At 62.9% G+C, this 22,769-nt stretch carries 19 protein-coding genes; 15 read left to right on the plus strand and 4 right to left on the minus strand.

Going from position 1 to position 22,769, the window contains the following annotated elements:
- Positions 1 to 77: 77 nt before the first annotated feature.
- The 7 genes from NLY42_RS16455 (at position 78) to NLY42_RS16485 (ending at position 7,212) form a co-directional block, all read left to right on the plus strand.
- A complete protein-coding gene (locus tag NLY42_RS16455) occupies positions 78 to 785 on the plus strand; it encodes a DJ-1/PfpI family protein (RefSeq protein ID WP_023754422.1) in 708 nt (235 codons plus the stop codon).
- A gap of 121 nt (positions 786 to 906) precedes the next feature.
- Positions 907 to 1,641, plus strand: coding sequence for a FadR/GntR family transcriptional regulator (locus NLY42_RS16460; RefSeq protein WP_023668124.1), 735 nt, complete (start codon positions 907 to 909; stop codon positions 1,639 to 1,641).
- Positions 1,638 to 2,834, plus strand: coding sequence for a PLP-dependent transferase (locus NLY42_RS16465; RefSeq protein WP_023712132.1), 1,197 nt, complete (start codon positions 1,638 to 1,640; stop codon positions 2,832 to 2,834). Before NLY42_RS16460 ends, NLY42_RS16465 begins: the two co-directional genes overlap by 4 nt.
- A 26-nt stretch (positions 2,835 to 2,860) precedes the next feature.
- Positions 2,861 to 4,138, plus strand: coding sequence for an ABC transporter substrate-binding protein (locus NLY42_RS16470; protein WP_023685297.1), 1,278 nt, complete (start codon positions 2,861 to 2,863; stop codon positions 4,136 to 4,138).
- Positions 4,139 to 4,369: 231 nt separating this feature from the next.
- Complete coding sequence (locus NLY42_RS16475) at positions 4,370 to 5,293, plus strand: carbohydrate ABC transporter permease (protein WP_023685296.1); 924 nt, start codon at positions 4,370 to 4,372, stop codon at positions 5,291 to 5,293.
- Positions 5,293 to 6,141 (plus strand): carbohydrate ABC transporter permease, encoded by an 849-nt coding sequence (locus NLY42_RS16480; protein ID WP_023754421.1) that lies wholly within the window; start codon positions 5,293 to 5,295, stop codon positions 6,139 to 6,141. The genes NLY42_RS16475 and NLY42_RS16480 overlap by 1 nt, the downstream gene beginning before the upstream one ends.
- A gap of 3 nt (positions 6,142 to 6,144) precedes the next feature.
- Positions 6,145 to 7,212 carry an ABC transporter ATP-binding protein gene (locus NLY42_RS16485; protein WP_023736032.1) on the plus strand — a complete coding sequence of 356 codons (1,068 nt, stop codon included), beginning with the start codon at positions 6,145 to 6,147 and terminating at the stop codon, positions 7,210 to 7,212.
- Positions 7,213 to 7,214: 2 nt separating this feature from the next.
- Here the strand turns inward: NLY42_RS16485 and NLY42_RS16490 are convergent, their stop codons facing one another.
- The gene (locus NLY42_RS16490) at positions 7,215 to 8,057 is read right to left on the minus strand and encodes an AraC family ligand binding domain-containing protein (protein ID WP_081725414.1); all 843 of its coding nucleotides are present in this window, start codon (positions 8,055 to 8,057) and stop codon (positions 7,215 to 7,217) included.
- A 247-nt stretch (positions 8,058 to 8,304) separates the two neighbouring features.
- Between NLY42_RS16490 and NLY42_RS16495 the strand changes: the two genes are divergently transcribed.
- The 6 genes from NLY42_RS16495 to NLY42_RS16520 all read left to right on the plus strand — a co-directional run bounded on the left by NLY42_RS16495 (position 8,305) and on the right by NLY42_RS16520 (position 17,316).
- Positions 8,305 to 9,771 carry an alpha-glucosidase/alpha-galactosidase gene (locus NLY42_RS16495; RefSeq protein ID WP_023754420.1) on the plus strand — a complete coding sequence of 489 codons (1,467 nt, stop codon included), beginning with the start codon at positions 8,305 to 8,307 and terminating at the stop codon, positions 9,769 to 9,771.
- A 97-nt stretch (positions 9,772 to 9,868) separates the two neighbouring features.
- Positions 9,869 to 12,004 carry an ABC transporter substrate-binding protein gene (locus tag NLY42_RS16500; RefSeq protein WP_050591100.1) on the plus strand — a complete coding sequence of 712 codons (2,136 nt, stop codon included), beginning with the start codon at positions 9,869 to 9,871 and terminating at the stop codon, positions 12,002 to 12,004.
- A gap of 97 nt (positions 12,005 to 12,101) precedes the next feature.
- Positions 12,102 to 13,109, plus strand: a complete 1,008-nt coding sequence (locus NLY42_RS16505) for an ABC transporter permease (RefSeq protein ID WP_023696253.1) — start codon at positions 12,102 to 12,104, stop codon at positions 13,107 to 13,109.
- On the plus strand, positions 13,110 to 14,246 hold the full coding sequence (locus tag NLY42_RS16510; protein ID WP_023754418.1) for an ABC transporter permease: 1,137 nt from the start codon (positions 13,110 to 13,112) through the stop codon (positions 14,244 to 14,246).
- 10 nt (positions 14,247 to 14,256) lie between these two features.
- Positions 14,257 to 15,924: an ABC transporter ATP-binding protein gene (locus NLY42_RS16515; protein WP_023754417.1), complete on the plus strand. Its 1,668-nt coding sequence runs from the start codon at positions 14,257 to 14,259 to the stop codon at positions 15,922 to 15,924.
- A gap of 21 nt (positions 15,925 to 15,945) precedes the next feature.
- Positions 15,946 to 17,316: an alpha-glucosidase/alpha-galactosidase gene (locus NLY42_RS16520; RefSeq protein ID WP_023756329.1), complete on the plus strand. Its 1,371-nt coding sequence runs from the start codon at positions 15,946 to 15,948 to the stop codon at positions 17,314 to 17,316.
- A 29-nt stretch (positions 17,317 to 17,345) separates the two neighbouring features.
- Here NLY42_RS16520 and NLY42_RS16525 read toward each other — a convergent pair whose 3' ends face one another.
- Positions 17,346 to 18,992, minus strand: coding sequence for an acetolactate synthase large subunit (locus NLY42_RS16525; protein ID WP_023714588.1), 1,647 nt, complete (start codon positions 18,990 to 18,992; stop codon positions 17,346 to 17,348).
- Between the two features lie 107 nt (positions 18,993 to 19,099).
- A complete protein-coding gene (locus tag NLY42_RS16530; protein WP_023739495.1) occupies positions 19,100 to 19,987 on the minus strand; it encodes an AraC family transcriptional regulator in 888 nt (295 codons plus the stop codon).
- A 147-nt stretch (positions 19,988 to 20,134) separates the two neighbouring features.
- On the opposite strand from NLY42_RS16530, the gene NLY42_RS16535 reads away from it, so the two are divergent.
- Positions 20,135 to 20,791: a glutathione S-transferase family protein gene (locus NLY42_RS16535; RefSeq protein ID WP_023739494.1), complete on the plus strand. Its 657-nt coding sequence runs from the start codon at positions 20,135 to 20,137 to the stop codon at positions 20,789 to 20,791.
- 125 nt (positions 20,792 to 20,916) lie between these two features.
- A complete protein-coding gene (msuE, locus tag NLY42_RS16540) occupies positions 20,917 to 21,477 on the plus strand; it encodes an FMN reductase (protein WP_023739493.1) in 561 nt (186 codons plus the stop codon).
- Positions 21,478 to 21,641: 164 nt separating this feature from the next.
- Here msuE and NLY42_RS16545 read toward each other — a convergent pair whose 3' ends face one another.
- On the minus strand, positions 21,642 to 22,673 hold the full coding sequence (locus NLY42_RS16545) for a hydroxyacid dehydrogenase (protein ID WP_023754416.1): 1,032 nt from the start codon (positions 22,671 to 22,673) through the stop codon (positions 21,642 to 21,644).
- Positions 22,674 to 22,769 lie beyond the last annotated feature (96 nt).

A 22,769-nucleotide genomic window follows, 5' to 3' on the forward strand; every position in this document is an offset into this window, starting at 1 on the left:
CCGAAGCGAGGGATGAATGGCAATCGTGCCAAACCATGATGCCGTAGATTGCCGGAAGTCAACCCACGGAGATTTCCATGCCCCTTCGTTTCGGCATCCTCGTATTCCCCGACGTCCAACAACTCGACCTCACCGGCCCATACGAAGTCCTGGCATCGGCCAAGGATGCCGAGGTGGAACTGATCTGGAAGGATCGCAACCCGGTGACGTCATCGACGCGCCTCTCGCTGACGCCAACCGCGACCTTTGACCATTGCCGGCCCCTCGACGTGCTGTGCATTCCTGGCGGGGGCGGGGTCAACGCGCTGCTGGAGGACCAGACAGTCCTCGATTTCGTGTGGGAGCGCGCGGGGCAGGTGCGCTACATCACCTCCGTTTGCAGCGGTGCCCTGGTGCTTGGGGCGGCCGGACTGCTGAGGGGCAAGCGCGCGACCACGCACTGGTATGCGCATGATTTCCTTGAGGAGTTCGGAGCGATCCCGGTCGACGAGCGTATCGTCGAAGACGGCAAGCTCATCACCGCCGGCGGCGTCACTTCGGGGATCGACTTCGGCCTGGCGCTGGTTGCGAGGCTGCTTGGACAGGAGGAGGCCGAGATCGTGCAGCTCTCGCTCGAATACGCCCCGGCTCCTCCCTTTCGGTCCGGCACGCCCGCCGAGGCGTCGCCTGCGGTGCTGGCGCAGGCAAAAAAGCGCCTCTCTGGTTCGAGGCGGGTTCGCGAGGCAATCTTCGCTCGCTGGCGCGAGGCTCGCGCCGCCGCTGCGCCGGCGCGCATCCACGGCTGAAGCAGCAAGGCCGAAGGTGCATCCCTTGGCCCTTCGGCCTCGCTGCGTTTCCACTGTTGACAGGTCCCTTCGTCTGTGCAGAAATTGGTTGGACCATTGAACCACTTCGGTAATAGCCCCGGTGACCGAATTCAGCCTTCCGCCGATCCAGACGACGGCCCGCGACGACGCGGTGCTGAAGGCGTTGGCCGGCTTCGTCATGCGCGAGAAGCTGGAACCCGGTGAGAGGCTGCCGACCGAACGCATCCTCGCTGAGCGTCTGAAGGTCAGCCGCAACACGGTGCGCGAGGCGCTGACGCGCTGGGAAGGGCTTGGCCTGGTCGAGCGCCGGCAGGGCTCGGGCACCTATCTCAAGGCCGCCGTCTCGCTCGACATGCTGCACATGCCGCTGACGCTCGCCGGCGGCAATGATTTCACCGGCCTGATGCGCACGCTGGAAATCCGCCGCGCGCTGGAAGCGGAAGCCGCCGCCCTTTGCGCCATTCGTGCCGACAAGGACGACCTCGCCGAGATCGAGCGCAAGCTCGACATCATGGAGGAAGAGTTTCTCAGCCGCGCCGGCATGTCGTCGGAAGAGGACTGGGAATTCCATCAGGCGATCTACCGCGCCTGCGGCAATCCGCTGTTCGAGCAGATTATCGCCGCCATGCACGAACTGTTCCACCGCTTCTGGGAACATCCGCTCGGCGTGCGCGATTTCGGCCACGCAAGCTTTCCCTACCACCGCACCATGTTCGACTGCATCGCCGCGCACGATCCGGAAGGCGCCCGGGCCGAAGCGCTGAAGCTGATCGCCACGGTCGAGGACGATTTGAAGCGCGGCGCCGCCAACCTCAAACTTTCGGTCCGCACATGAACGAGCACAGCTTCGACCCCGGCATTTCCGGCAGCGACTATCTCGCCGAGGCGGCGACGCTTCTGGCGCATGACGACCCGTTCCCCGGCAATGCGGTGGTGCCGCCGATCTACCAGACCTCGCTGTTCACCTTCGCCAGCTATGCCGACATGGCCGACACCTTTGCCGGGCGCAGGAAACAGCCGATCTATTCGCGCGGCGACAATCCGACGGTGATGGAATTCGAGTCGCGCGTCGCAGCGCTTGAAGGTGCTGAAGCCGCGCGTGGTTTTTCGAGCGGCATGGCTGCGATCAGCGCGACGTTGCTGGCTTTCGTCGGCGCAGGCGAACGCATCCTTGCGGTGCGCAATTGCTATGGCGACGCCTACCGACTGTTCGAGCGGCTGTTTCCGCGCCTGCATATCAAGGTCGACTATGTCGACGGCTCCGATCCGGATGCGGTGGCCGCGGCACTTCCCGGTGCGAAACTGCTCTACCTGGAAAGCCCGACCTCGATGATGTTCGAGCTGCAGGATCTCGAACATCTGACGCGGCTGGCGAAAGAGCAGGGCATCGTCACCACAATCGACAATTCCTGGGCGACGCCGGTGTTCCAGAAGCCGATTCTGCACGGCGTCGATCTGGTGCTGCACTCGGCCTCGAAATATCTCGGCGGCCACAGCGATACCGTCGCCGGTGTGGTGGCGGGCTCGGCCGCCCATATCAAGCACATCAACGACCAGACCTACTCGCAGCTTGGCGCAAAGCTGTCGCCCTTCGAGGGCTGGCTGCTGTTGCGCGGCCTGCGCACGCTGCCGCTGAGACTGCCGCATCACATGAAGAGCGGGCTCATCATCGCCGAGCGCTTGAAGGCGCATGACAAGGTCGAGCGGGTCAATCATCCCGCCTATTCCAACCATCCCGGCAAGAAGACGCTTGCCGGCTATGCCGGGCTGTTCTCCTTCGAGGTGACGGAGGATGTCGACATTCCCGCTTTCGTCGATGCGCTGAAATTTTTCCGCATCGGCGTCAGCTGGGGCGGTCATGAAAGCCTCGTCGTGCCGGCAAAGGCCTCGCTCGAGCAGACACCGGGTCTCAATTCGATGGCGCGCTTCGGCGTCAGCCCCCGAACCATCCGCTTCAATGTCGGATTGGAAAGCGTCGAAGACCTCTGGGCCGACATCGGCCAGGCCTTCGACAAAGCAAAAAAATGACTGGGTTCAAAATGGGAGTTCTGAACATGAAACGACTGAGCATCATGCTTGCCACCGCTGCCGGCCTGGCGATGTCCGCCAGCGGCGCATTGGCCGACACCACCCTCAAGCTGGTCGAGGTCATCACCAGCCCGCAGCGCACCGAATTCCTGAAGAAGCAGATCGCCGAGTTCGAGGCCGCCAATGCCGGCGTCAAGGTCGAGGTGGTCTCGCTGCCCTGGGGGCAGGCCTTCGAGAAATTCCTCACCATGGTGCAGGCCGGCGATACGCCCGACATCGTCGAGATGCCGGAGCGCTGGATGGGCCTGTACGCCACCAACGGCCAGCTCGAGGATCTCGGCCCTTACATGGCCAAATGGGACGACGCCAAGACGCTGGGCGACCGCGCCAAGCAATTCGGCTCGACCGTCAACAACACCCAGTTCATGATCCCGTACGGCTACTATGTGAATGCGCTGTTCTGGAACAAGAAGCTGTTCAAGGAGGCCGGTCTCGACGGCCCGCCGGCGACGCTCGACGACTTCATCGCCGATTCCAAGAAGATCTCCGCCATTCCGGGCAAGTACGGCTACTGCCTGCGCGGTGGCCCGGGCGCCTTCAACGGCATGCACATGTTCATGAACATCGCCGCTGGCAAGGGCGGCTACTTCAACGAGGACGGCACCTCGACCATCAACGAGGAGGGCTCGGTCAAGGGCCTGCAGATGCTGGCCGACATGTACAAGGACGGGCTGGCGCCCAAGGATGCGGTGAGCTGGGGCTTTAACGAGACCGTCACCGGCTTCTATTCCGGCACCTGCGCCATGCTCAACCAGGATCCGGATGCGCTGATCGGCATTGCCGACAAGATGAGTGCCGACGATTTTGCCGTGGCGCCGCTGCCTGTGGGGCCAAGCGGCAAATCCTATCCGACGCTGGGCTATGCCGGCTGGGCGATGTTCGCCAATTCGCAGCACAAGGACGATGCCTGGAAGCTGATGGCGACGCTGTTGTCGCCCAAGGACAATCTCGAATGGGCCAAGGAAGTCGGCGTCGTGCCGATCCACAATGGCGCCGACCAGGATGCCCACTTCAAGACCGAGCAGTTCAAAGGCTGGTTCACCGAACTCAGCGACACTTCCAAATATGAAATGGTGACGCCGCCGACACATCTGGAGAACCTCGGCAATTTCGTCGACCAGGTGGCGATCAAGAATTTCCAGGAAGTGCTGCTCGGCCAGAAGTCGGCCAAGGACGTTGCCGATCAATGGGCCGCGTTCCTGACCAAGGAACAGCAGGACTGGCTGGCCAAGAACAAGAAGTAGTTCTTCCACCTTCTCCCCGTTTACGGGGAGAAGGTGGCCCGAATGCATGTCGCCCAAAAGTGCGTAGCGGTTTTGGGACAACGACATGCACAGACAGGCCCGGATGAGGGGCAGCGCGAGCACCCCAAGGCTGGCGCCGCCCCTCATCTGCCTGCCGGCATCTTCTCCCCGTGAACGGGGAGAAGGGTGCTGTTGCCGCTGTCGGCCCCCACCCATGATTGTTGAGCGCTAATGACTTATGCCGTGTCCGAAATACGATCCGCCGGCCGGCCGCGAAAGAAGCGGCTGACGCATGCAGCAATCGAGCCCTGGCTTTATCTCAGCCCGGCGATCGTTCTGCTGGTCGTGGTGCTGCTGGTGCCGCTGATCATCGGCATCAGCTATTCGTTCCGGAAGTTCTCCGCCTTCAAATCCGAATATGTCGGTCTAGGCCAGTATCAGGCGATGCTGACCGACCAGGTGCTGGGGCAGGCGCTGGTCAACACGCTGTGGTGGACCGTCGCCAGCCTGTTCTTCCAGTTCTTCCTCGGCCTGGGTCTGGCGTTGCTGCTCGACAAACCGTTTGTCGGGCGCAAGTTCGTGCAGGCGGTGGTGTTCCTGCCCTGGGCGGTGCCATCTTTCCTGTCGGGCCTGACCTGGGCTTGGCTGTTCAATCCTATCATCGGACCACTGCCGCATTGGCTCTTCACGCTCGGGCTGAAGGCCGAGCCGACCAATGTGCTGTCCGATCCGGCGACCGCCATGTGGGGGCCGATCATCGCCAACATCTGGTTCGGCATTCCGTTCTTCGCCATCACGCTGCTGGCGGCGCTGAAGTCGATCCCGTCGGAACTGCATGAGGCGGCCGCAATCGACGGCGCTTCGCCTTGGCAGCGCTTCACCAAGGTGACGCTGCCGTTCCTGGCGCCGACCATCGTCATCACCGTCATGCTGCGTACGATCTGGATCGCCACCTTCGCCGATCTGATCTTTGTCATGACCGAGGGCGGGCCGGCGGGCTCGACCAGCACGGTGCCGGTCTACATCTATGTCAGCGCCTTCAAGTCGCTGGACAAGGGCTATGCATCGGCGGTGGCGGTGCTGCTCTTGGTCTTGCTCATCGCCTATGCGATCGCGCTGATCGCCATCCGCCGGTTGCTGGTGAGGCACGTCTGATGATTGCCGGACGCTCTACCTCCTCGCGCATCTTCAGCGGCATCGGCCTCTACACGGCGATTGCCGCCTATATGATCTTTGCGCTGTTTCCGATCTTCTGGACGCTGAAGATCTCGGTGACGCCGGAGCGGCTGCTCTATTCCGAGGGCATCACGCTGTGGCCGTCGCAGACCACCTTCCGCAACTTCATCACTGTCCTGGAAGCCTCTGACTTCCCCCGCTATTTCCTCAACAGCGTTATCGTCTCGGTGTCGACTGCGGCGCTCGTCACGGTCATCGCCACGCTCGCCGGTTACGCCATGTCGCGCTTCACCTTTCGCGGCAAGGCGACACTGGCGATCATGCTTCTGCTGACGCAAACCTTTCCGCTGGTCATGGTCATTCCGCCGATCTACCGCGTCATGGGCGAGCTTGGCCTGACCAACAGCCTTGTCGGGCTGATCATCATCTACACCGCCTTCAACACCGCCTTCGCCACGTTCCTGATGCAGTCCTTCTTCGACGGCATTCCGAAGGACCTCGAAGAAGCGGCGATGATCGACGGCTGCACGCGGGCGCAGGCGATGCGCAAGGTGATCGTGCCGCTGACCTTGCCCGGCATGGGCGCCACGCTTGGCTTCGTCTTCACCGCCGCCTGGAGCGAATTGCTGTTCGCGCTGATGCTCATTTCCAGCGACGACCAGAAGACGTTTGCCGTCGGCCTGCTCACCTATATCGGCAAGTTCGCCGTCGACTGGGGGCAGATGATGGCGGCGTCGATCCTGGCGCTGATCCCGATCTGTATCTTCTTCGCCTTCCTGCAACGCTATCTCGTCACCGGCCTCACCGCCGGCGCGGTCAAAGGATAATCGATGGCTTCCGTCACGCTGCAAAACGTCGAGAAGGACTACGGTTCGCTGCGCATCCTGCACGGCGTCGACCTCGAGATCGCCGATGGCGAGTTCGTCGTGCTGGTCGGCCCGTCCGGCTGTGGCAAGTCGACCCTTTTGCGCATGATTGCCGGGCTGGAGGAGGTGTCGGGCGGCGAGATCCATATCGGCGATCGGCTGGTCAACGATGTCGCGCCGAAGGACCGCGATATTGCCATGGTGTTCCAGTCCTACGCGCTCTATCCGCACATGGACGTGTCGTCGAATATGGGCTTCAGCCTGCTTTTGAAGAAGGCGGAGAAGACGACGATCGACGGCAGGGTAGGGGCGGCGGCCAAGCGCCTCGGCCTCGACAGTTTCCTCGGACGTCTGCCCAGGCAACTGTCCGGCGGCCAACGCCAGCGCGTGGCCATGGGCCGCGCCATCGTGCGCGACCCCAAAGTGTTCCTGTTCGACGAACCGCTCAGCAATCTCGACGCCAAATTGCGCGTGCATATGCGCGCCGAGATCAAGGCCCTGCACCAGCAGCTCAAGACCACATCGGTCTATGTCACCCACGACCAGATCGAAGCCATGACTATGGCCGACCGCATCGTCGTCATGCATGACGGCTATGTGCAGCAGGTCGGGCATCCCCTGGAACTCTACGATCGGCCGCTCAATACTTTCGTGGCCGGCTTCATCGGCTCGCCCGGCATGAATTTCTTTCCGGCGACAGTCGCCAAGGGCGGCAAGGTGGATGCGGTGCTGGCCGACAGCCAGAAGCTGAGATTGCCGGATGGATTGCCGCTCACGGATGGTGACAAGCTCACCGTCGGGTTACGGCCGGAGCACATCCAGCTCGCCGACGACGGAGGGCTCATGGCAGAGGTCGAGGTGGTCGAGCCGCTCGGCCTGTCGACGCAGTTCTATGTCCGGCTCGCCAATCAGCTGGTTTGTGTCTTCGTCATGGGACGCAGCACTATCCGGCCGGGCGACACGGTAAGACTGTCTGCCGATCCGGCGGCCCTGCATCTGTTCGATCCCGCAAGCGGCAACCGCATCGGGTAATCCTATCGAAGGCTGCCCAGGCTGGCATACATGCCGGTGGTGCGGAACTGCGTCGGGTTGATGCCGTAGAGCCGGCGGAAGACTTTCGAGAAATAGTTGGCGTCCTCGAAGCCGCACAGGATGGCGACCTCCTTGACTGGCAGGAAATCGGCTTTGGTTAGCAGCTTCGCCGCCCGCTGCAGCCGCTGCTGCAGCACGAACTCGGCCGGCGGAACGCCTTCGCTCTCGGCGAAGCAGCGCGAGAAATGGGCGCGGCTGAGGCCGCTGATCTGGACGAGCTCGGCCACGGGCAAGGGCTTGTCGAGATTGGCGTTGATATGATCGATGACCGGCTGCATGACGCTCTGTTTCTCAGTGAAGGCGTGCGAGCCGAAGACATCGTCGTAAAGCGCCATCGCCGCCTCATAGGCGATTGCCGAAGCAGCGCCAGGCGAAGCGCCGCCCTTGATCAGGCGCAGGCTGCAATCGGCGAGATGATCGATCGTCTCCGGCTGCAGCCGAAACACCGGGCCGGAGACGCTGAGTATGGATTTGTGGACGCGCAGCGCCTCCTCGCCATTCATCGAGATCCAGAAATATTCCCAGCGGTCGCCCTTCTCCAGCCAGTAGCGATGGTTGTGTGGCACCAGCACCAGCAGCGTGTCGTTGGCCTGCAGGCGGTAGTTGCGGTTCTCGTAGCGCAGCTGGCCGGTGCCGCTGATCGTGTGCTGCAGCACGGTGAACGGTGTCTGGCCGCGCTTGCGCCCATCCCAGTCATAGGTCACGCCCTCGCGTACTTCATAGCCGGTGCTGGTTGGCATGGCATGCAGGCGCTGGCGGCCGCGCGGCAGCGAGATGGTGCGCATCAACTGTCCGTTGGCGATCAGATCATGCAGCACAAAATTACCCTCGAAAGCATAATCGTTCTCTGGCCGCGCCCTGGAATAACGGCATAATCCAAATCCTGAGAACGCGAAAGACCCGCGGTCGAGGAGCGGGCGGGGAGGAGAACGAGCCGGAATTCCGGCTCGAATGGCATGCGCGCCGAGGCGAGCCGCCATTCCCTTTCCTGTTGCTCCTTACCCGGCATTTCGAATGCATCGAGGTGAGGTGATGAGTTTCAAAATCGCTATTATCGGCGCCGGCAGCGTCGGCTTCACCAAGAAGCTGTTCACCGATATTTTGTGCGTCCCGGAATTCAGCGACATCGAATTCGCGCTGACCGATCTCAGCGAACACAATCTGCAAATGATCAAGGCGATCCTCGACCGCATCGTCGAGGCCAACAAGCTGCCGACCAGGGTGACGGCGACGACCGACCGCCGCAAGGCGCTGGAAGGCGCGCGCTACGTCATCAGCTGCGTCCGGGTGGGCGGGCTCGAAGCCTATGCCGACGATATCCGCATTCCCTTGAAATACGGCATCGACCAGTGCGTCGGTGACACGATTTGCGCCGGGGGCATCCTCTACGGCCAGCGCAACATCCCGGTCATCCTCGACTTCTGCAAGGATATATTGGAGGTCGCCGAGCCAGGCGCCAAATTCCTCAACTATGCCAACCCGATGGCGATGAACACCTGGGCGGCGATCGAATATGGCAAGGTCGATACGGTCGGCCTCTGCCACGGTGTCCAGCACGGCGCCGAACAGATCGCCGAAGTGCTCGGCGCCAAGTCGCACAGCGAACTCGATTATGTCTGCTCCGGTATCAACCACCAGACCTGGTTCATCGATTTGCGGCTCAACGGCCGCAAGATCGGCAAGGACGAACTGGTGGCTGCCTTCGAGGCGCATCCGGTCTATTCGCAGCAGGAAAAGCTGCGCATCGACGTGCTGAAGCGCTTCGGCGTCTACTCCACCGAAAGCAACGGTCATCTCTCCGAATATCTGCCCTGGTATCGCAAGCGGCCGGACGAAATCACCCGCTGGATCGACATGTCCGATTGGATCCATGGCGAGACCGGCGGCTATCTTCGCTACTCCACGGAAACCCGCAACTGGTTCGAGACGGAATATCCGCAATTCCTCGAAGCGGCGTCGAAGCCGCTCGACGTATCGAAGCGCTCGAACGAGCATGCCAGCCATATTCTCGAAGCGCTGGAGACGAACCGCGTCTATCGCGGCCACTTCAACGTCAAGAACGCCGGCATCATCACCAATCTGCCGCAGGACGCGATCATCGAATCGCCCGGTTTCGTCGATCGCTTCGGCATCAACATGGCGTCAGGCATCACGCTGCCGGAAGCCTGCGCGGCCACCTGCATGGCTTCGATCAACGTTCAGCGCATGTCGGTGCATGCGGCTGTTACGGGCGACATTGACCTGCTCAAGCTCGCGGTGCTGCACGATCCGCTGGTGGGTGCGGTGTCGACGCCGGAAGAGGTCTGGCAGATGGTCGACGAGATGGTCGTCGCCCAGGCGCGTTGGCTGCCGCAATACGCCGATGCCGTGCCGGCCGCCAAGGAGCGGCTTTCGAAATCGATGGTGAAAACCCGCGACTGGGCGGGTGCGGCGCGGCGCAAAGTGCGCTCGATCGAGGAACTGCGCGCCGAAAAAACGGCCCTGAAACAGGCCGGCTGAGAATGCTGGCAGGCGGACAGCGGGAGGCCGGTTCGCCAATCAGCCGTCATGAATAGATGCGGCAGCAGCAGACGTCGAAACATCTGGGAGGAACACAATGAGGAACTTTCGTGGAATTGGCATTCTCGCCGGTCGAAGAATTGGCATTCTCGCCGGGCGAAGAATTGGCATTCTCGCCGGGCTGGCGCTGAGCGTCTCGGCATTGGCGCTTGGCAGTGCATACGCGTCCGAGCCGACCACGCCGCCGGCGCCGGCGGCGTTTCCCGCCGAGGGCAAGATCAAATACGTCGCCCGCGATTCCATCCTGGAGTTCAAGGCGCTGCCCGAATATCACGAGCCCGAGTGGGTCACCGAGAAATACGTCAAGACTGGCAAGCTGCCGCCGGTCAAGGATCGCCTGCCGAAGGAGCCGCTGGTGTTCAAGACCGGCAACATGCCGGACGGCATCGGCGTTTATGGCGACACCATGCGCCACGTCATTGGCGGCCGGCCGGAAGGCTGGAATTATGGCGCCGGCCAGACCCAAGGATGGGGCGGCATCGACATCGGCCTTTCGGAATGCCTGACGCGCACCGCGCCTTTGTTCCAGGTCGAGGCCAAGGACACCGAGCCGCTGCCCAACCTCGCCAGGAGCTGGGACTGGTCGAAGGATGGCCACACGCTGACCATGCACCTGGTCGAAGGCGCCAAATGGTCTGACGGCGTTGCCTTCAATGCCGACGATGTCATGTTCTACTGGGACGATGAGGTCGTCGACCCCAATGTCTCGCCGTTGAACGGCGCCACAGCGGAAACCTTCGGTGTCGGCACGACGCTGAAGAAGGTCGACGATTACACCGTCGAGTGGACCTTCAAGGACGCTTTCCCCAAACAGTATCTCTATGCCATGGCCTACGGCACCTTCTGCCCCGGCCCAGCGCATATCCTGAAGCCGCAGCATCCGAAGTACTCGAAGAATACCTACGAGCAGTTCAAGAACGCGTTCCCGCCGGAATATATGAACATTCCGGTGATGGGCGCCTGGGTGCCGGTGGAGTATAGGCCCGACGACATCATCGTCTTGCGCCGCAATCCCTACTACTGGAAGGTCGACGAGAAGGGCAACCAGCTGCCCTATCTCAACGAACTGCACTACAAGCTGTCGACCTGGGCCGACCGTGACGTGCAGGCGGTGGCAGGGGCCGCCGACTTCTCCAACCTCGAGCAGCCGGAGAATTTCGTCGCTTCGCTGAAGCGAGCGGCGGAGAAGGACGCGCCGGCCCGGCTCGCCTTTGGCCCGCGCCTGATCGGCTACAATCTGCGCATGAACTTTTCCGCCAATGGCTGGGGCAATCCCGACGAACGCGGCCAGGCGATCCGCGAGCTCAACCGCAATGAGGACTTCCGCAAGGGCATCACCATGGCGCTCGACCGCAAGGCGCTCGGCGACTCGCTGGTCAAGGGGCCGTTCACCGCTATCTACCCCGGTGGCTTTTCCTCGGGCACCAGCTTCTATGACCGCAACTCGACCGTCTACTATCCCTTCGACATCGAGGGCGCCAAGGCGGAACTGGCCAAGGCTGGTCTCAAGGATACGGATGGCGACGGCTTCGTGAACTTCCCGGTCGGGACCGCCGGCGGCAAGAATGTCGAGATCGTGATGCTGGTCAACAATGACTACGGCACTGACAAGAGCCTCGCCGAAGGCGTCGTCGGCCAGATGGAAAAGCTTGGCATCAGGGTCGTGCTCAACGGCCTCAACGGCACCCAGCGTGATGCCTCGCAATATTCCGGCCGCTTCGACTGGCTGATCAGGCGCAACGAGCAGGAGCTGACTTCCGTCGTGCAGAACACCGTGCAACTCGCGCCCGTCGGACCCAAGACCAGCTGGGATCACCGCGCGCCCGAAAGCGGCGTGGTCGACCTGATGCCGTTCGAAAAGGAGCTTGTCGACATCGTCAACAAGTTCGTCTCCTCGTCAGACAATGACGAGCGCGCCAGCCTGATGAAGACGTTCCAGAAGATCTCGACGGAGCATGTCTACAATATCGGACTGACCGAATATCCCGGCGCCCTGATCATCAACAAGCGCTTCTCCAACATCCCGCAGGGAACGCCGATCTTCATGTTCAACTGGGCCGAGGATTCGATCGTGCGCGAACGCGTCTTCGTCGCCGCCGACAAGCAGCAGAAATACGAACTCTTTCCCGACCAGCTTCCCGGCAAGCCCGGCGACAAGGGTCCGACGAACTGAGTTTCCTCCCCTGGCTGACGCCCGGCCGCGCTGCGCGCGGCCGGGACGGAGTAAGGTCAGCGGCAACAGATTAGATCAAAGGAGGAGAAACGGTCCGATGCTGCGATTCCTGGCCATGCGCATAGCATCGGCGGTCCCGGTCATGGTCATCCTGAGCCTGGTCACCTTTGCCATCATCCAGGCGCCGCCGGGCGACTATGCCGACTATATCCGCTCGCAGCTTATCAACCAGGGCGGGGCGTCTTTTGCCGAAGCCGACGCGCAGGCGCAGGCCTATAGGGTCGAGCACGGCCTCGATAAACCGCTGCCCGTCCAGTACCTGAACTGGGTCGCCGGCATCATCACCCGCGGCGATTTCGGCTACAGCCTCTATTACAACAAGCCGGTCGCCGCCGTGGTCGGCGAGCGGCTGCCGCGCACGCTGCTGCTGGCACTGGTCTGCCATCTGCTGGCGTCGGTGCTCGGCATCACCTTCGGCATCTGGGCGGCGACCAGGCAATACACATGGATCGACTCGGCGCTGTCGGCCATCTCCTTCCTCGGCATGACCGTGCCGCGCTTCCTGATGGCGCTGATCATCGTCTATCTCCTGGTCTTCCAGTTCAACGTGTCGGAGATCGGCAGCTTCTTCTCGCCGCAATATGGCGGCGCGCCGTGGTCGTGGGCGAAATTCGCCGATCTCGTCAAGCATGTCTGGCCGGTGGTGGCGATCGCCACCTTCGGCGGGCTCGCCTACAATATGCGCGTCATGCGCGGCAATCTGCTCGATACGCTGAACGCGCAATATGTCGAGACGGCCAAGGCCAAGGGCCTGACCGGCAGCGCCGTCGTCATGCGCCATGCCGTGCCCAACGCACTGCACCCGCTCATCATGTATCAGGGCGTGGTGCTGCCCTACATGCTGACCGGCGAGATCGAGACGGCGATCATCTTTGCGCTGCCCACGGTCGGTCCCGCCATCGTCGGCTCGATGGCGGTCGGCGACGTTTATGTCACGGCGACCTTCATGATGGTGCTGTCGGCAACGCTGATCGTCGGCAACATCATCGCCGACATGCTGCTCGCGCTGCTCGATCCGCGCGTACGCCAGTTCAGGGAGAGCTAGATGCTGGCGCGTGACCCATCCCCGCCGCCGCCCCCGGCTGAAGCAACCGCGATTGCGACCCCACGCGGCAATGAGAGCTATATGGCGCTGGTCTGGCGCCGGCTGAGGCGCTCCTGGACCGGCATGGCCGGGCTGATCCTGGTCGTGCTTCTGGTGCTGATGGCGCTGTTTTCCGATTTCTTCGCGCCGATGGACCCCAAGGCGACCGATGTCGCTTTCGCCCCGCCGCAAGTGATGAGTTTTCACGACAGAGACGGGAATTTCGTGCTCCAGCCGCGGGTCTATGCGCTGGCGGATTCTGCAGACCTCGACCCGGTCACCTTCCAGCCGGTCGTCGGGCCGGATTACGAGCATCCGCGCCTGCTCGGCTTCTTCGTCAAGGGCGCCGACTACCGGCTGCTTGGCCTGATCCCCGCCAACCGGCATTTCTTCGCTTCGGCCGACGGCCAGCCGGTGCATTTTCTCGGCACCGACAAATTCGGCCGCGATGTGCTGTCGCGCGCCGTCCAGGGCTCGCGCGTCTCGCTGATGATTGCGCTGACGGTGGTGTTCATCATCACCGTCATCGGCACCACGGTCGGCATGGTCTCGGGCTATTTCGGCGGCCGCTTCGACGTCTGGATGCAGCGCTTCGTCGAGTTGGTGCTCGCCTTCCCGCAATTGCCGCTTTATCTTGCGCTGACGACGCTGATCCCGGTGACCGCGCCGACCAACGTCTTCCTCGCCTTCGTCATCATCGTCATGTCGGCGCTGGGCTGGGCGCAGATGTCGCGCGAGGTGCGCGGCAAGACGCTGGCGCTGGCGCGGATCGACTATGTGCGCGCCGCCATGGCGGTCGGCGCCACCGACATGCGTATCATCATGCAGCACATTTTTCCCAATGTGATGAGCCACGTCATCGTCGCCGTGACGATCGCCATCCCGACGGTGGTGCTGCTCGAAGCCTTTCTCGGCTTCCTCGGCTTCGCGGTGAAGCCGCCGCTGATCTCGTGGGGGCTGATGCTGCAGGACACGGCTACCTATTCGGTCATCGGCACCTATCCGTGGATCCTGTCGCCGGTCGGCTTCGTGCTGATCACCGTCTTTGCCTTCAACGCGCTGGGCGACGGCCTGCGCGATGCCGTCGATCCTTATTGAGGTGGCCGGGATGACTGTAGCGCTCGCAGCCACCTTCGCACCAGCCGTCCGGTTCGACCATGCCGGCCGCCACGACCAACCCATCATCGATGCCCGCAACGTCGAGGTCGCCTTCAAGGTCGAGCACGGCGTCGTCGACGCGGTGAAGGATGTCTCGTTCCAGCTCTATCGCGGGGAGACGATCGCCATCGTCGGCGAGTCCGGTTCCGGCAAGTCGGTGACGGCGCGCGCTGTCATGGGGCTCTTGTCGAAGCGGGCCACCGTGTCGCCGAAATCCACCATCGACTATTGCGGGCAGGACATACTGAAATTCCCCGAGAGCGCCCGGCGCAAGTTGCGCGGCAATCGCATCTCGATGATCTTCCAGGAGCCGATGAGCTCGCTCAACCCGATCTATACGGTCGGCAGTCAGATCGTCGAGGCGATCAGGGTGCATCGAAAGGTCAGCCGCAAGCAAGCCTGGGCGCGGGCGCTCGAGCTTTTGCGGCATGTCCAGATCCCCGAGCCGGAAGCGCGCATCAAACAGTATCCGCACCAGATGTCGGGCGGGCAGCGCCAGCGCGTGATGATCGCCATGGCGCTCGCCAACGACCCTGATGTGCTGATCGCCGACGAGCCAACGACAGCGCTCGACGTCACGGTGCAAGCACAGATCCTCAATTTGATCCGCAATCTGCAAAAAGAACTCAGGATGGCGGTCATCCTGATCACCCACGACCTCACCGTGGTGCGAAAATTCTCCGACTATGTCTATGTCATGCAGCATGGCGAGATGTGCGAGCACAACGTCACCGAGCGGCTGTTCGCCGACCCGCAGCATGCCTATACCAAGCGGCTGCTCGCTTCAGAGCCGCACGGCAAGCCGCAGCCGCTGCCGGAAAACAGCGGCACCATCCTCGAGGCCCGCGATATGCGCGTCTGCTTCATGCTACGCCATGGCAGCTTCCTGAAGCCGGACTGGCGCGAGCTGGTCGCCGTCGACGATCTCGGCCTGAAGCTTTGCCGCCACGAGACACTGGGGCTGGTCGGCGAATCCGGCTCCGGCAAGACCACCTTCGGTCTCGCCTTGCTCAGGCTCACCGAGGCCAAGCGCGGCGAGGTCAGCTTCGACGGCCAGCCGATCCACGGCCTGTCGCGCGCCGGGATGCGGCCGCTGCGCTCGCGCATGCAGGTCGTCTTCCAGGATCCGTTCTCCTCGCTCAACCCGCGCATGACGATCGGCCAGATCATCGAGGAAGGGCTGGTCGTCAACAGGATCGGCGCGACACGGCGCGAGCGGGTCGATCGGGTTCGCGACGCCCTGGTCAGCGCCGGCATGCCCGGCGATATCCTGTCGCGGTTCCCGCACGAATTTTCCGGCGGCCAGCGGCAGCGCATCGCCATTGCCCGAGCCATCGCGCTGGAGCCCGAATTCATCCTGCTCGACGAACCGACATCGGCGCTCGACCTTTCGGTGCAGGCGCAGATCATCGACTTGTTGCGCAAGCTGCAGGACGAACGCGGCCTTAGTTATCTCTTCATTTCGCACGACCTCAAGGTGGTGCGCGCGCTCTGCCATCGCGTCATCGTCATGCAGAACGGCAAGATCGTCGAACAGGGGCCCGTCGACGAGGTCCTCACCCATCCCAAGACCGCCTACACCGAACGGCTCGTCAGGGCCGCCTTCGACGTGGCGTAGCAAAGTGCCGGAGGTTTAATAGTGGCAAGACATCCCAGGATCACCTTCATTGGCGCGGGTTCGACCGTGTTCATGAAGAACATTGTCGGCGACGTGCTGCAGCGCCCATCGCTGTCAGGCGCGACGATCGCGCTGATGGACATCAATCCGCAGCGGCTGGAAGAGAGCGCCATCGTCGTCAACAAGCTGATCGCGACGCTGGGCGTGAAGGCGAAGGCCGAGACCTATTCCGACCAGCGCAAGGCGCTCGCCGGTGCCGACTTCGTGGTCGTCGCCTTCCAGATCGGCGGCTTTGAGCCCTGCACCGTCACCGATTTCGAGGTGCCGAAGAAATACGGCCTGCGCCAGACCATTGCCGACACGCTCGGCGTCGGCGGCATCATGCGCGGCCTCCGGACCGTGCCGCATCTGTGGAAGATCTGCGAGGACATGCTGGCCGTCTGCCCCGACGCGATCATGCTGCAATACGTCAACCCGATGGCGATCAACACCTGGGCGATCTCAGAGAAATACCCTGAGATCAAACAGGTAGGCCTCTGCCACTCGGTGCAGGGCACGGCGATGGAACTGGCGCACGATCTCGACATTCCCTACGACGAGATACGCTACCGCTCGGCCGGCATCAACCACATGGCCTTCTACCTGAAGTTCGAGCACCGGCAGCCGGATGGCTCTTACCGCAACCTCTATCCGGACCTGGTCCGCGCCTATCGCGAAGGCAGGGCGCCGAAGCCGGGCTGGAACCCGCGCTGCCCCAACAAGGTGCGCTACGAGATGCTCACGCGGCTCGGCTATTTCGTCACCGAAAGCTCCGAGCATTTCGCCGAATACACGCCCTATTTCATCAAGGAAGGCCGCCCCGACCTGATCGACAAGTTCGGCATTCCGCTCGACGAATATCCCAAGCGCTGCATCGAACAGATCGAGCGCTGGAAGGGCCAGGCCGAGGCCTATCGCTCGGCCGACCGCATCGAGGTCGAGCAATCGAAGGAATACGCGTCCTCGATCATGAACTCGGTGTGGACCGGGGAGCCTTCGGTGATCTACGGCAATGTCCGCAACAATGGCTGCATCACCTCGCTGCCGGACAATTGCGCCGCCGAGGTGCCGTGCCTGGTCGACGGCTCCGGCATCCAGCCGACCTATATTGGCGAGCTGCCGCCGCAACTCACCGCGTTGATACGCACCAACATCAATGTGCAGGAACTGACGGTGCAGGCGCTGATGACCGAAAACCGCGAGCACATCTACCACGCGGCGATGATGGATCCGCATACGGCCGCCGAACTCGATCTCGACCAGATCTGGGCGCTGGTCGATGAGTTGCTGGCGACACATGGCGACTGGCTGCCGACCTGGGCGCGTGTGAGCGCCAAGGTCCGGGCCGCCTGAGCGCTGCTGCGGCGGTATCTACTCCACCGTCAGGCCTCCGGTGGCGCCGGCAACCGGTGGCGCAGTTCCTCGACCAGCACGCGCTCGTTCTCCGAATAGTCGATCGGAACGACGACGAGATGGACGCCACCGCCGGCAAAAGCCTGTTCAAGCGTCGATTGTATTTCTGAGACGGCGCCGACCCTGGTTCCCTTGGCGCCATAGGCCTCGGCATATCTGACGAAATCGGGATTGCCGAAGGTCATGCCGAAATCGGGGAACTGGTCGACCGCCTGCTTCCAGCGGATCATGCCGAAAGCATTGTCCTCGATGATCAGCACGACCAATTTGAGCTTCAGCCTGACGGCGGTTTCCAGTTCCTGGCTGTTCATCATGAAGCCGCCATCGCCGCAGATCGCCATGACGCGGCGGCCGGGATAGAGCATCGCGGCCGTCATCGCCGAGGGCAGGCCGGCGCCCATCGTGGCCAGGGCGTTGTCGAGCAGCAGCGTGTTGGCGACGCGCGTGCGGTAGTTGCGCGCGAACCAGATCTTGTACATGCCGTTGTCGAGCGCCAGGATGCCATCGGCCGGCATCACCGCGCGCACGTCATGCACCAGACGCTGCGGCGTGAAACGGTCTTCGGTGGCGCGGGCGGCAATGCGGCTCAAAATCCCTTCGCGCAGCGGCAGTAGCGCCTGCGCGTTGGGGATCTTGCCCTCGAGGCGGTCGGCAAGCAGCCTGAGCGAAGCGCCGATGTCGCCGACCACTTCGGTCTGCGGGAAATAGACCTGCTCGACATTGGCCGGCTGGTAACCGACATGGATCACCTTCGGTCCCTTGTCGCCCATAATGAAGGGCGGCTTCTCGATCGTGTCGTGGCCGATAGTGATGATGAGGTCGGCCTGTTCGATGGCCTCATGCACATAGTCGCGCTCGGAGAGCGCGGCGGTGCCCATGTAGAGTTCGGTGCCGCCGGGCACCGTGCCCTTGCCCATCTGCGTGGTGAAATAGGGAATGCCGGTCCTGATCACGAACTGGGCGAGGTCGGACGTCGAGCGCGGCCGCGATGCGGCGGCGCCCAGCATCGCCAGAGGACGCTGCGCCTTGATGATCATCTCGGCGGCGCGGTCGAGCGCAAGCGGGCTGGCCAGCGGAAGCTCGACCGGATGCGGCGGGATCAGCGCGACATCGTCGCACTCCTCGGCCGCGATGTCTTCGGGCAGTTCCAGATGCACCGGTCCCGGACGCTCCTCTTCGGCAATCCGAAACGCTTCGCGCACCACGGCGGGAATGGTCTTCGCCGAGATGATCTGGCGTGACAGCTTGGTCAGCGGCTTCATCGCGGCGACGATGTCGACGATCTGGAAGCGGGCCTGGCGCGACGACCGGATGCCCTTCTGCCCGGTGATCATGATCATCGGCATGGCGCCGAGCAGCGCATAGGCGGCACCCGTCGTCAGGTTCAGGGCGCCGGGTCCCAGCGTGGTGATGCACACACCTGGCTTGCCGGTGAGCCTGCCATGGGTGGCGGCCATGAACGCCGCCGCCTGCTCATGACGGGTGAGGATGAGCTGGATCGAGGATTTGCGGATGGATTCGACGACGTCCAGGTTTTCTTCGCCGGGAATGCCGAAGATGCGATCGACGCCCTCATTCTCGAGGGCGGCAACAAGCAGGTCAGAACCTTTGGGCACGAAGCATCTCCTGGGCAAAGCGGCGGCGAACCGCGTCGGGATATGATCAGACATAGTGCTGGCAAAGCCCTAGCGCGAGGCGCGGCCGCCGCCAATATCGCTCTGCCTTACAGATCCTTCCGTTTCCTGAATTGGCCGGGCGAGACGCCGGCGTGGCGGCTGAAGGCGGTGGAGAAGGCGGCTTCCGAGCTGTAGCCGACCGCCTCGGCGACTTGGCCCAGGCTCTTGCCCTCGTGCAGCAGCCGGCTGGCCTGCCGCATGCGGCAGCCGAAGAGATAGGCCATGGGCGCTTCGCCGACGAGATCGCGAAAGCGGGCGGCAAAGGTTGCCCTGGAGAGCCCGACCGCGCGTGCCAGGGTCTCGATCGTCCAGTCGTGGTCATAGGCTTCATGCAGGGTCGCGAGCGCTCTGGCGATCGCGGGGTCCTGCAATCCCCTCAGCCAACCTGGATTGTCCATGCTTTCCAGACCGGAGCGCAAGGCGCGCGTGACGATGGCCCCAGACAGGCGAGCCATGACTACGTCGCTGCCGGGACCTTCGTCGGTCGCTTCCACCAGCAAGGCCTCGACATAGCCACGCAGCCATTTGGGCAGACGGCCATTCGATCCCCGGATGTGAACGATGCGCGGCAGGCCGGCAAGTGCCGGATGGTCGGCGTCGCGAAAGGCGAAGGCGCCGCACAGGATGACGGTCTTTTCGCCTTCGCCGCCGCTGCGAATACGCCCGGCTGCGGTTTGGGTCGCCAGTTCGGCGGCGGGGACGTTCGCGCTTTTGAGCGCGCCGGGCGACCGCAGCACATGCGGATCGGCGCGCGGTGCAATGATCAGGTCGCCGGCATCGAGAGGCTCGACATCTTCCTCACCGAACACCGCCTCGCATCGCCCCTTGATGACGACGTGAATGCCGCGAAGCCCAGCCTGGCTGAACGAGATCGCCCAGGGCGCGGCCAGTTCGAGGCGCCGGTACCCGGCGGCTGCGAAGTGCAATTCGCGCATGAGGGTAGCCAGGAGGTCCACGCTTCGCTCCAGAAACAGACGATCGATATATCAATCCAGACGCTGTCGAATAGCGCGCCGGCCTTACTGGACCTAGCTATGCCCGACAGGCCGCTTGTCGGCGATAACGAAACTCAGGAGTTATTCATGCCGCCAATCGAGCTTTTTGTCGCGCAGCTTTGTCCCTATGCGCACCGTGTCAGGCTCGCCCTTGCCGAGAAAGGCCTGCAGGCGACGGAAATCGAAATCGATCTGCGCAACAAGCCGGCGTGGTTCCTGAAACTCACGCCGACGGGAAAGGTGCCGCTGCTGCGCCATCAGGGGCAATATGTCAGGGAGTCGTCGATCATCTGCGAATATCTCGATGATGCATTCCCCGAACGGCCGATTTTCCCCAGGGATGCTCAGGCCCGCGCTGAGGCGCGCATCTGGATCAGCTTCGCCGACACGCAGCTTTACGCCCGGACGGCAACCATGATGCACACTTCCGACGCTATGGTTCATAAGCGGATCAAGGCCCAGCTTGCCGACGATCTGCGCTTTGTGGAACAGCATGCCTTCGCCCTGCGAGGGGCGGACGAACGGTTTTTGCTGGGCTCGGAATTCAGCGCCGCCGACATCGCCTTCTATCCCTGGTTCGAACAGCTGTGCGTGCTTGAGAAATATCTGGGCTTCGTCATGCCGACCGAATGCGAGCGCCTGCTGCGGTGGCAGGAAACGGTTGCCGCCAGGGAGGCGGTGCGGACCTGCGCCAGGTCGCCCGGCTTCTACCTGGAATCCTATGGCCCGCTTCTCGCGGCCTGAGACGAGCGGGCAAACGGAAAAAAATTCCTCACTATGGTGCTGCAAGGTCAGTCATTTGCTTCTTGCGGCAGGCGCAAGCCTGTAAATATGCGGTATGAAACCCCGCCGCGAGAGGTGAGAGAAACATGCCCAATCCAACCGTCGTCGGGTTTTCCGGCAATTTCACCAGGCCGTCCAAGACGCGTGGTTTTGTCGACCAGGTTGTCAGGGATATTGCGCGCCAGCATGGCCTGTCGGCGAGCACCTATGACATCGAAGACCTCGGCCCGTCGCTCGGCGCTGCCAAATGGGCGCGCGATCTCGACGGCCAGTCCCGGGCAGTCTTCGACAGCGTCGTCAATGCCGATGTGCTGGTGGTGGGGTCACCGACCTACAAGGGCAGCTACACCGGCCTGTTCAAGCACTTCTTCGACCTCTTCGATCCCGCTTCCTTGCGCGGCAAGCCGGTGGTGCTGCTTGCCACCGGCGGCAACGATCGCCACGCGTTGATCGTCGAGCACCAGTTGCGGCCGTTGTTCGGCTTCTTCGAGGCGCTGACGCTGCCGACAGGGGTCTATGCCACGGACAAGGACTTTTCCGACGGCGTGCTGCGGGCCGAACCCATCCTGAAGCGCGTCGATCAGGTTGTCGGCGAGGTCGGGCTGGTGCTGGCCAATCGCTCGGCAGCCGGCGTTGCTGCCGGATAGAGCGAGGCGAGCGGGCCGCCTCCGGCTTTGCTCGGAGTGAATAAAATGGGAGCGATCCGGCTGAAAAACGCCAATGCCGGAAGGTTCCCGGTCATCCTGAGCGGCGATGACAAAGGGGTTTTGGCCAACTGCGAAATCCATCTCAGGCGGATTTCTCGCGACAACTAGTTCCTGTCCGCCGGCTTCGAACGCATCCTTGACACCGTCTCGCGCTCGGCGCGCTTGGAGCGCAGAGGCGGCAGGCCGCGGTCGATCAGGTCCATGTCCTCCAGCACCATGTCGCCCATGCGCTTGAAGGCGATGTCGAGCGCACCGGCGCGGTGGGGGGAGCGCAGGAAGCCGGGGATCGTGCGGACCGGATGGTCCTGCGCTAGCGGTTCTTCTGGGAAGACATCGCTGGCGGCGACGATGTGGCCGCTTTTCACCGCCGCCATCAGGGCAGGGAAGTCGACGACGCCGGCGCGGCTGAGCAGGATGAAGGCGGCGCCCTTGCGCATACTTGCAAAGGCCTCAGCGCCGAGGAAACCCTGGTTCTCCGAGGTCACCGAAGCGACGACGAAGACGAAATCGCTTGATGTCAGCACCTCGTCCAGCGAGGCCGGCTCGACGCCATTGTCGATCAGGATCGACGGCGGCAGCCAAGGGTCGAAGACCTTGGTGCGGGTGCGAAAACCCGACAGCAGTCGGTTGAGCGCACGGCCGAGATCGCCGAAGCCGATGATGCCGACATCGGCGCCGGACAGAAGCCGCGCCGTCAAATTGCCGTCACCGCCCCACAGCTCCTCGCCTTTGCGGAAGGCGAGGTCGGCATCGACGATGTTGCGGGCGAGGTTGAGTGCCATGGCGAGGCCAAGCTCGGCCACCGGCTCGGCGAAGACGAGGCCGGTGGTGACGACATGGATGCCGCGCGCAAACAGCGTTTCATAGGGCATGTTGTTGATGAGGTTGGTCTCGACATTGAAGACGCAACGCAGCGCCTGCATCTGGTCCAAGGTCTCGGGCGAGATCGGCGGTTGGCCGATAATATAGCGGGCTTGGGCCAGCACGTCGGCGGGCAAGTTCGCCACGCCCTCGGCCGTCGTCTCGACGACGCGGCAATGCGCCTTGAGGCGCGCCAGCTGCGGTGGGGTGAAGATCAGGTCGAGCGTGCGTGGTTCCGGCGCGCTGATGACCAGCGGCAAGGCCTTGTTTGGCATGACGATTCCTCCCCGGCGCGATCCGCATCGCGTATTTTGCTTTGCACTTGTGGTAGTCCCAAAACCACTTGCCGCTTTCCGGCGGCATGTGCTTGA

It is taken from the genome of Mesorhizobium sp. C372A (assembly GCF_030323245.1).
In the GTDB taxonomy this organism is placed as follows: domain Bacteria; phylum Pseudomonadota; class Alphaproteobacteria; order Rhizobiales; family Rhizobiaceae; genus Mesorhizobium.

Bases quoted from the DNA above. Each gene is read 5' to 3' on its own strand.
- NLY42_RS16455 (WP_023754422.1), top strand. From the start codon at position 78: ATGCCCCTTCGTTTCGGCATCCTCGTATTCCCCGACGTCCAACAACTC.
- NLY42_RS16465 (WP_023712132.1), top strand. From the start codon at position 1,638: ATGAACGAGCACAGCTTCGACCCCGGCATTTCCGGCAGCGACTATCTC.
- NLY42_RS16470 (WP_023685297.1), top strand. From the start codon at position 2,861: ATGAAACGACTGAGCATCATGCTTGCCACCGCTGCCGGCCTGGCGATG.
- NLY42_RS16475 (WP_023685296.1), top strand. From the start codon at position 4,370: ATGACTTATGCCGTGTCCGAAATACGATCCGCCGGCCGGCCGCGAAAG.
- NLY42_RS16480 (WP_023754421.1), top strand. From the start codon at position 5,293: ATGATTGCCGGACGCTCTACCTCCTCGCGCATCTTCAGCGGCATCGGC.
- NLY42_RS16485 (WP_023736032.1), top strand. From the start codon at position 6,145: ATGGCTTCCGTCACGCTGCAAAACGTCGAGAAGGACTACGGTTCGCTG.
- NLY42_RS16490 (WP_081725414.1), bottom strand. From the start codon at position 8,057: ATGCGCACCATCTCGCTGCCGCGCGGCCGCCAGCGCCTGCATGCCATG.
- NLY42_RS16495 (WP_023754420.1), top strand. From the start codon at position 8,305: ATGAGTTTCAAAATCGCTATTATCGGCGCCGGCAGCGTCGGCTTCACC.
- NLY42_RS16500 (WP_050591100.1), top strand. From the start codon at position 9,869: ATGAGGAACTTTCGTGGAATTGGCATTCTCGCCGGTCGAAGAATTGGC.
- NLY42_RS16505 (WP_023696253.1), top strand. From the start codon at position 12,102: ATGCTGCGATTCCTGGCCATGCGCATAGCATCGGCGGTCCCGGTCATG.
- NLY42_RS16510 (WP_023754418.1), top strand. From the start codon at position 13,110: ATGCTGGCGCGTGACCCATCCCCGCCGCCGCCCCCGGCTGAAGCAACC.
- NLY42_RS16515 (WP_023754417.1), top strand. From the start codon at position 14,257: ATGACTGTAGCGCTCGCAGCCACCTTCGCACCAGCCGTCCGGTTCGAC.
- NLY42_RS16530 (WP_023739495.1), bottom strand. From the start codon at position 19,987: ATGCGCGAATTGCACTTCGCAGCCGCCGGGTACCGGCGCCTCGAACTG.
- NLY42_RS16535 (WP_023739494.1), top strand. From the start codon at position 20,135: ATGCCGCCAATCGAGCTTTTTGTCGCGCAGCTTTGTCCCTATGCGCAC.
- msuE (WP_023739493.1), top strand. From the start codon at position 20,917: ATGCCCAATCCAACCGTCGTCGGGTTTTCCGGCAATTTCACCAGGCCG.
- NLY42_RS16545 (WP_023754416.1), bottom strand. From the start codon at position 22,673: ATGCCAAACAAGGCCTTGCCGCTGGTCATCAGCGCGCCGGAACCACGC.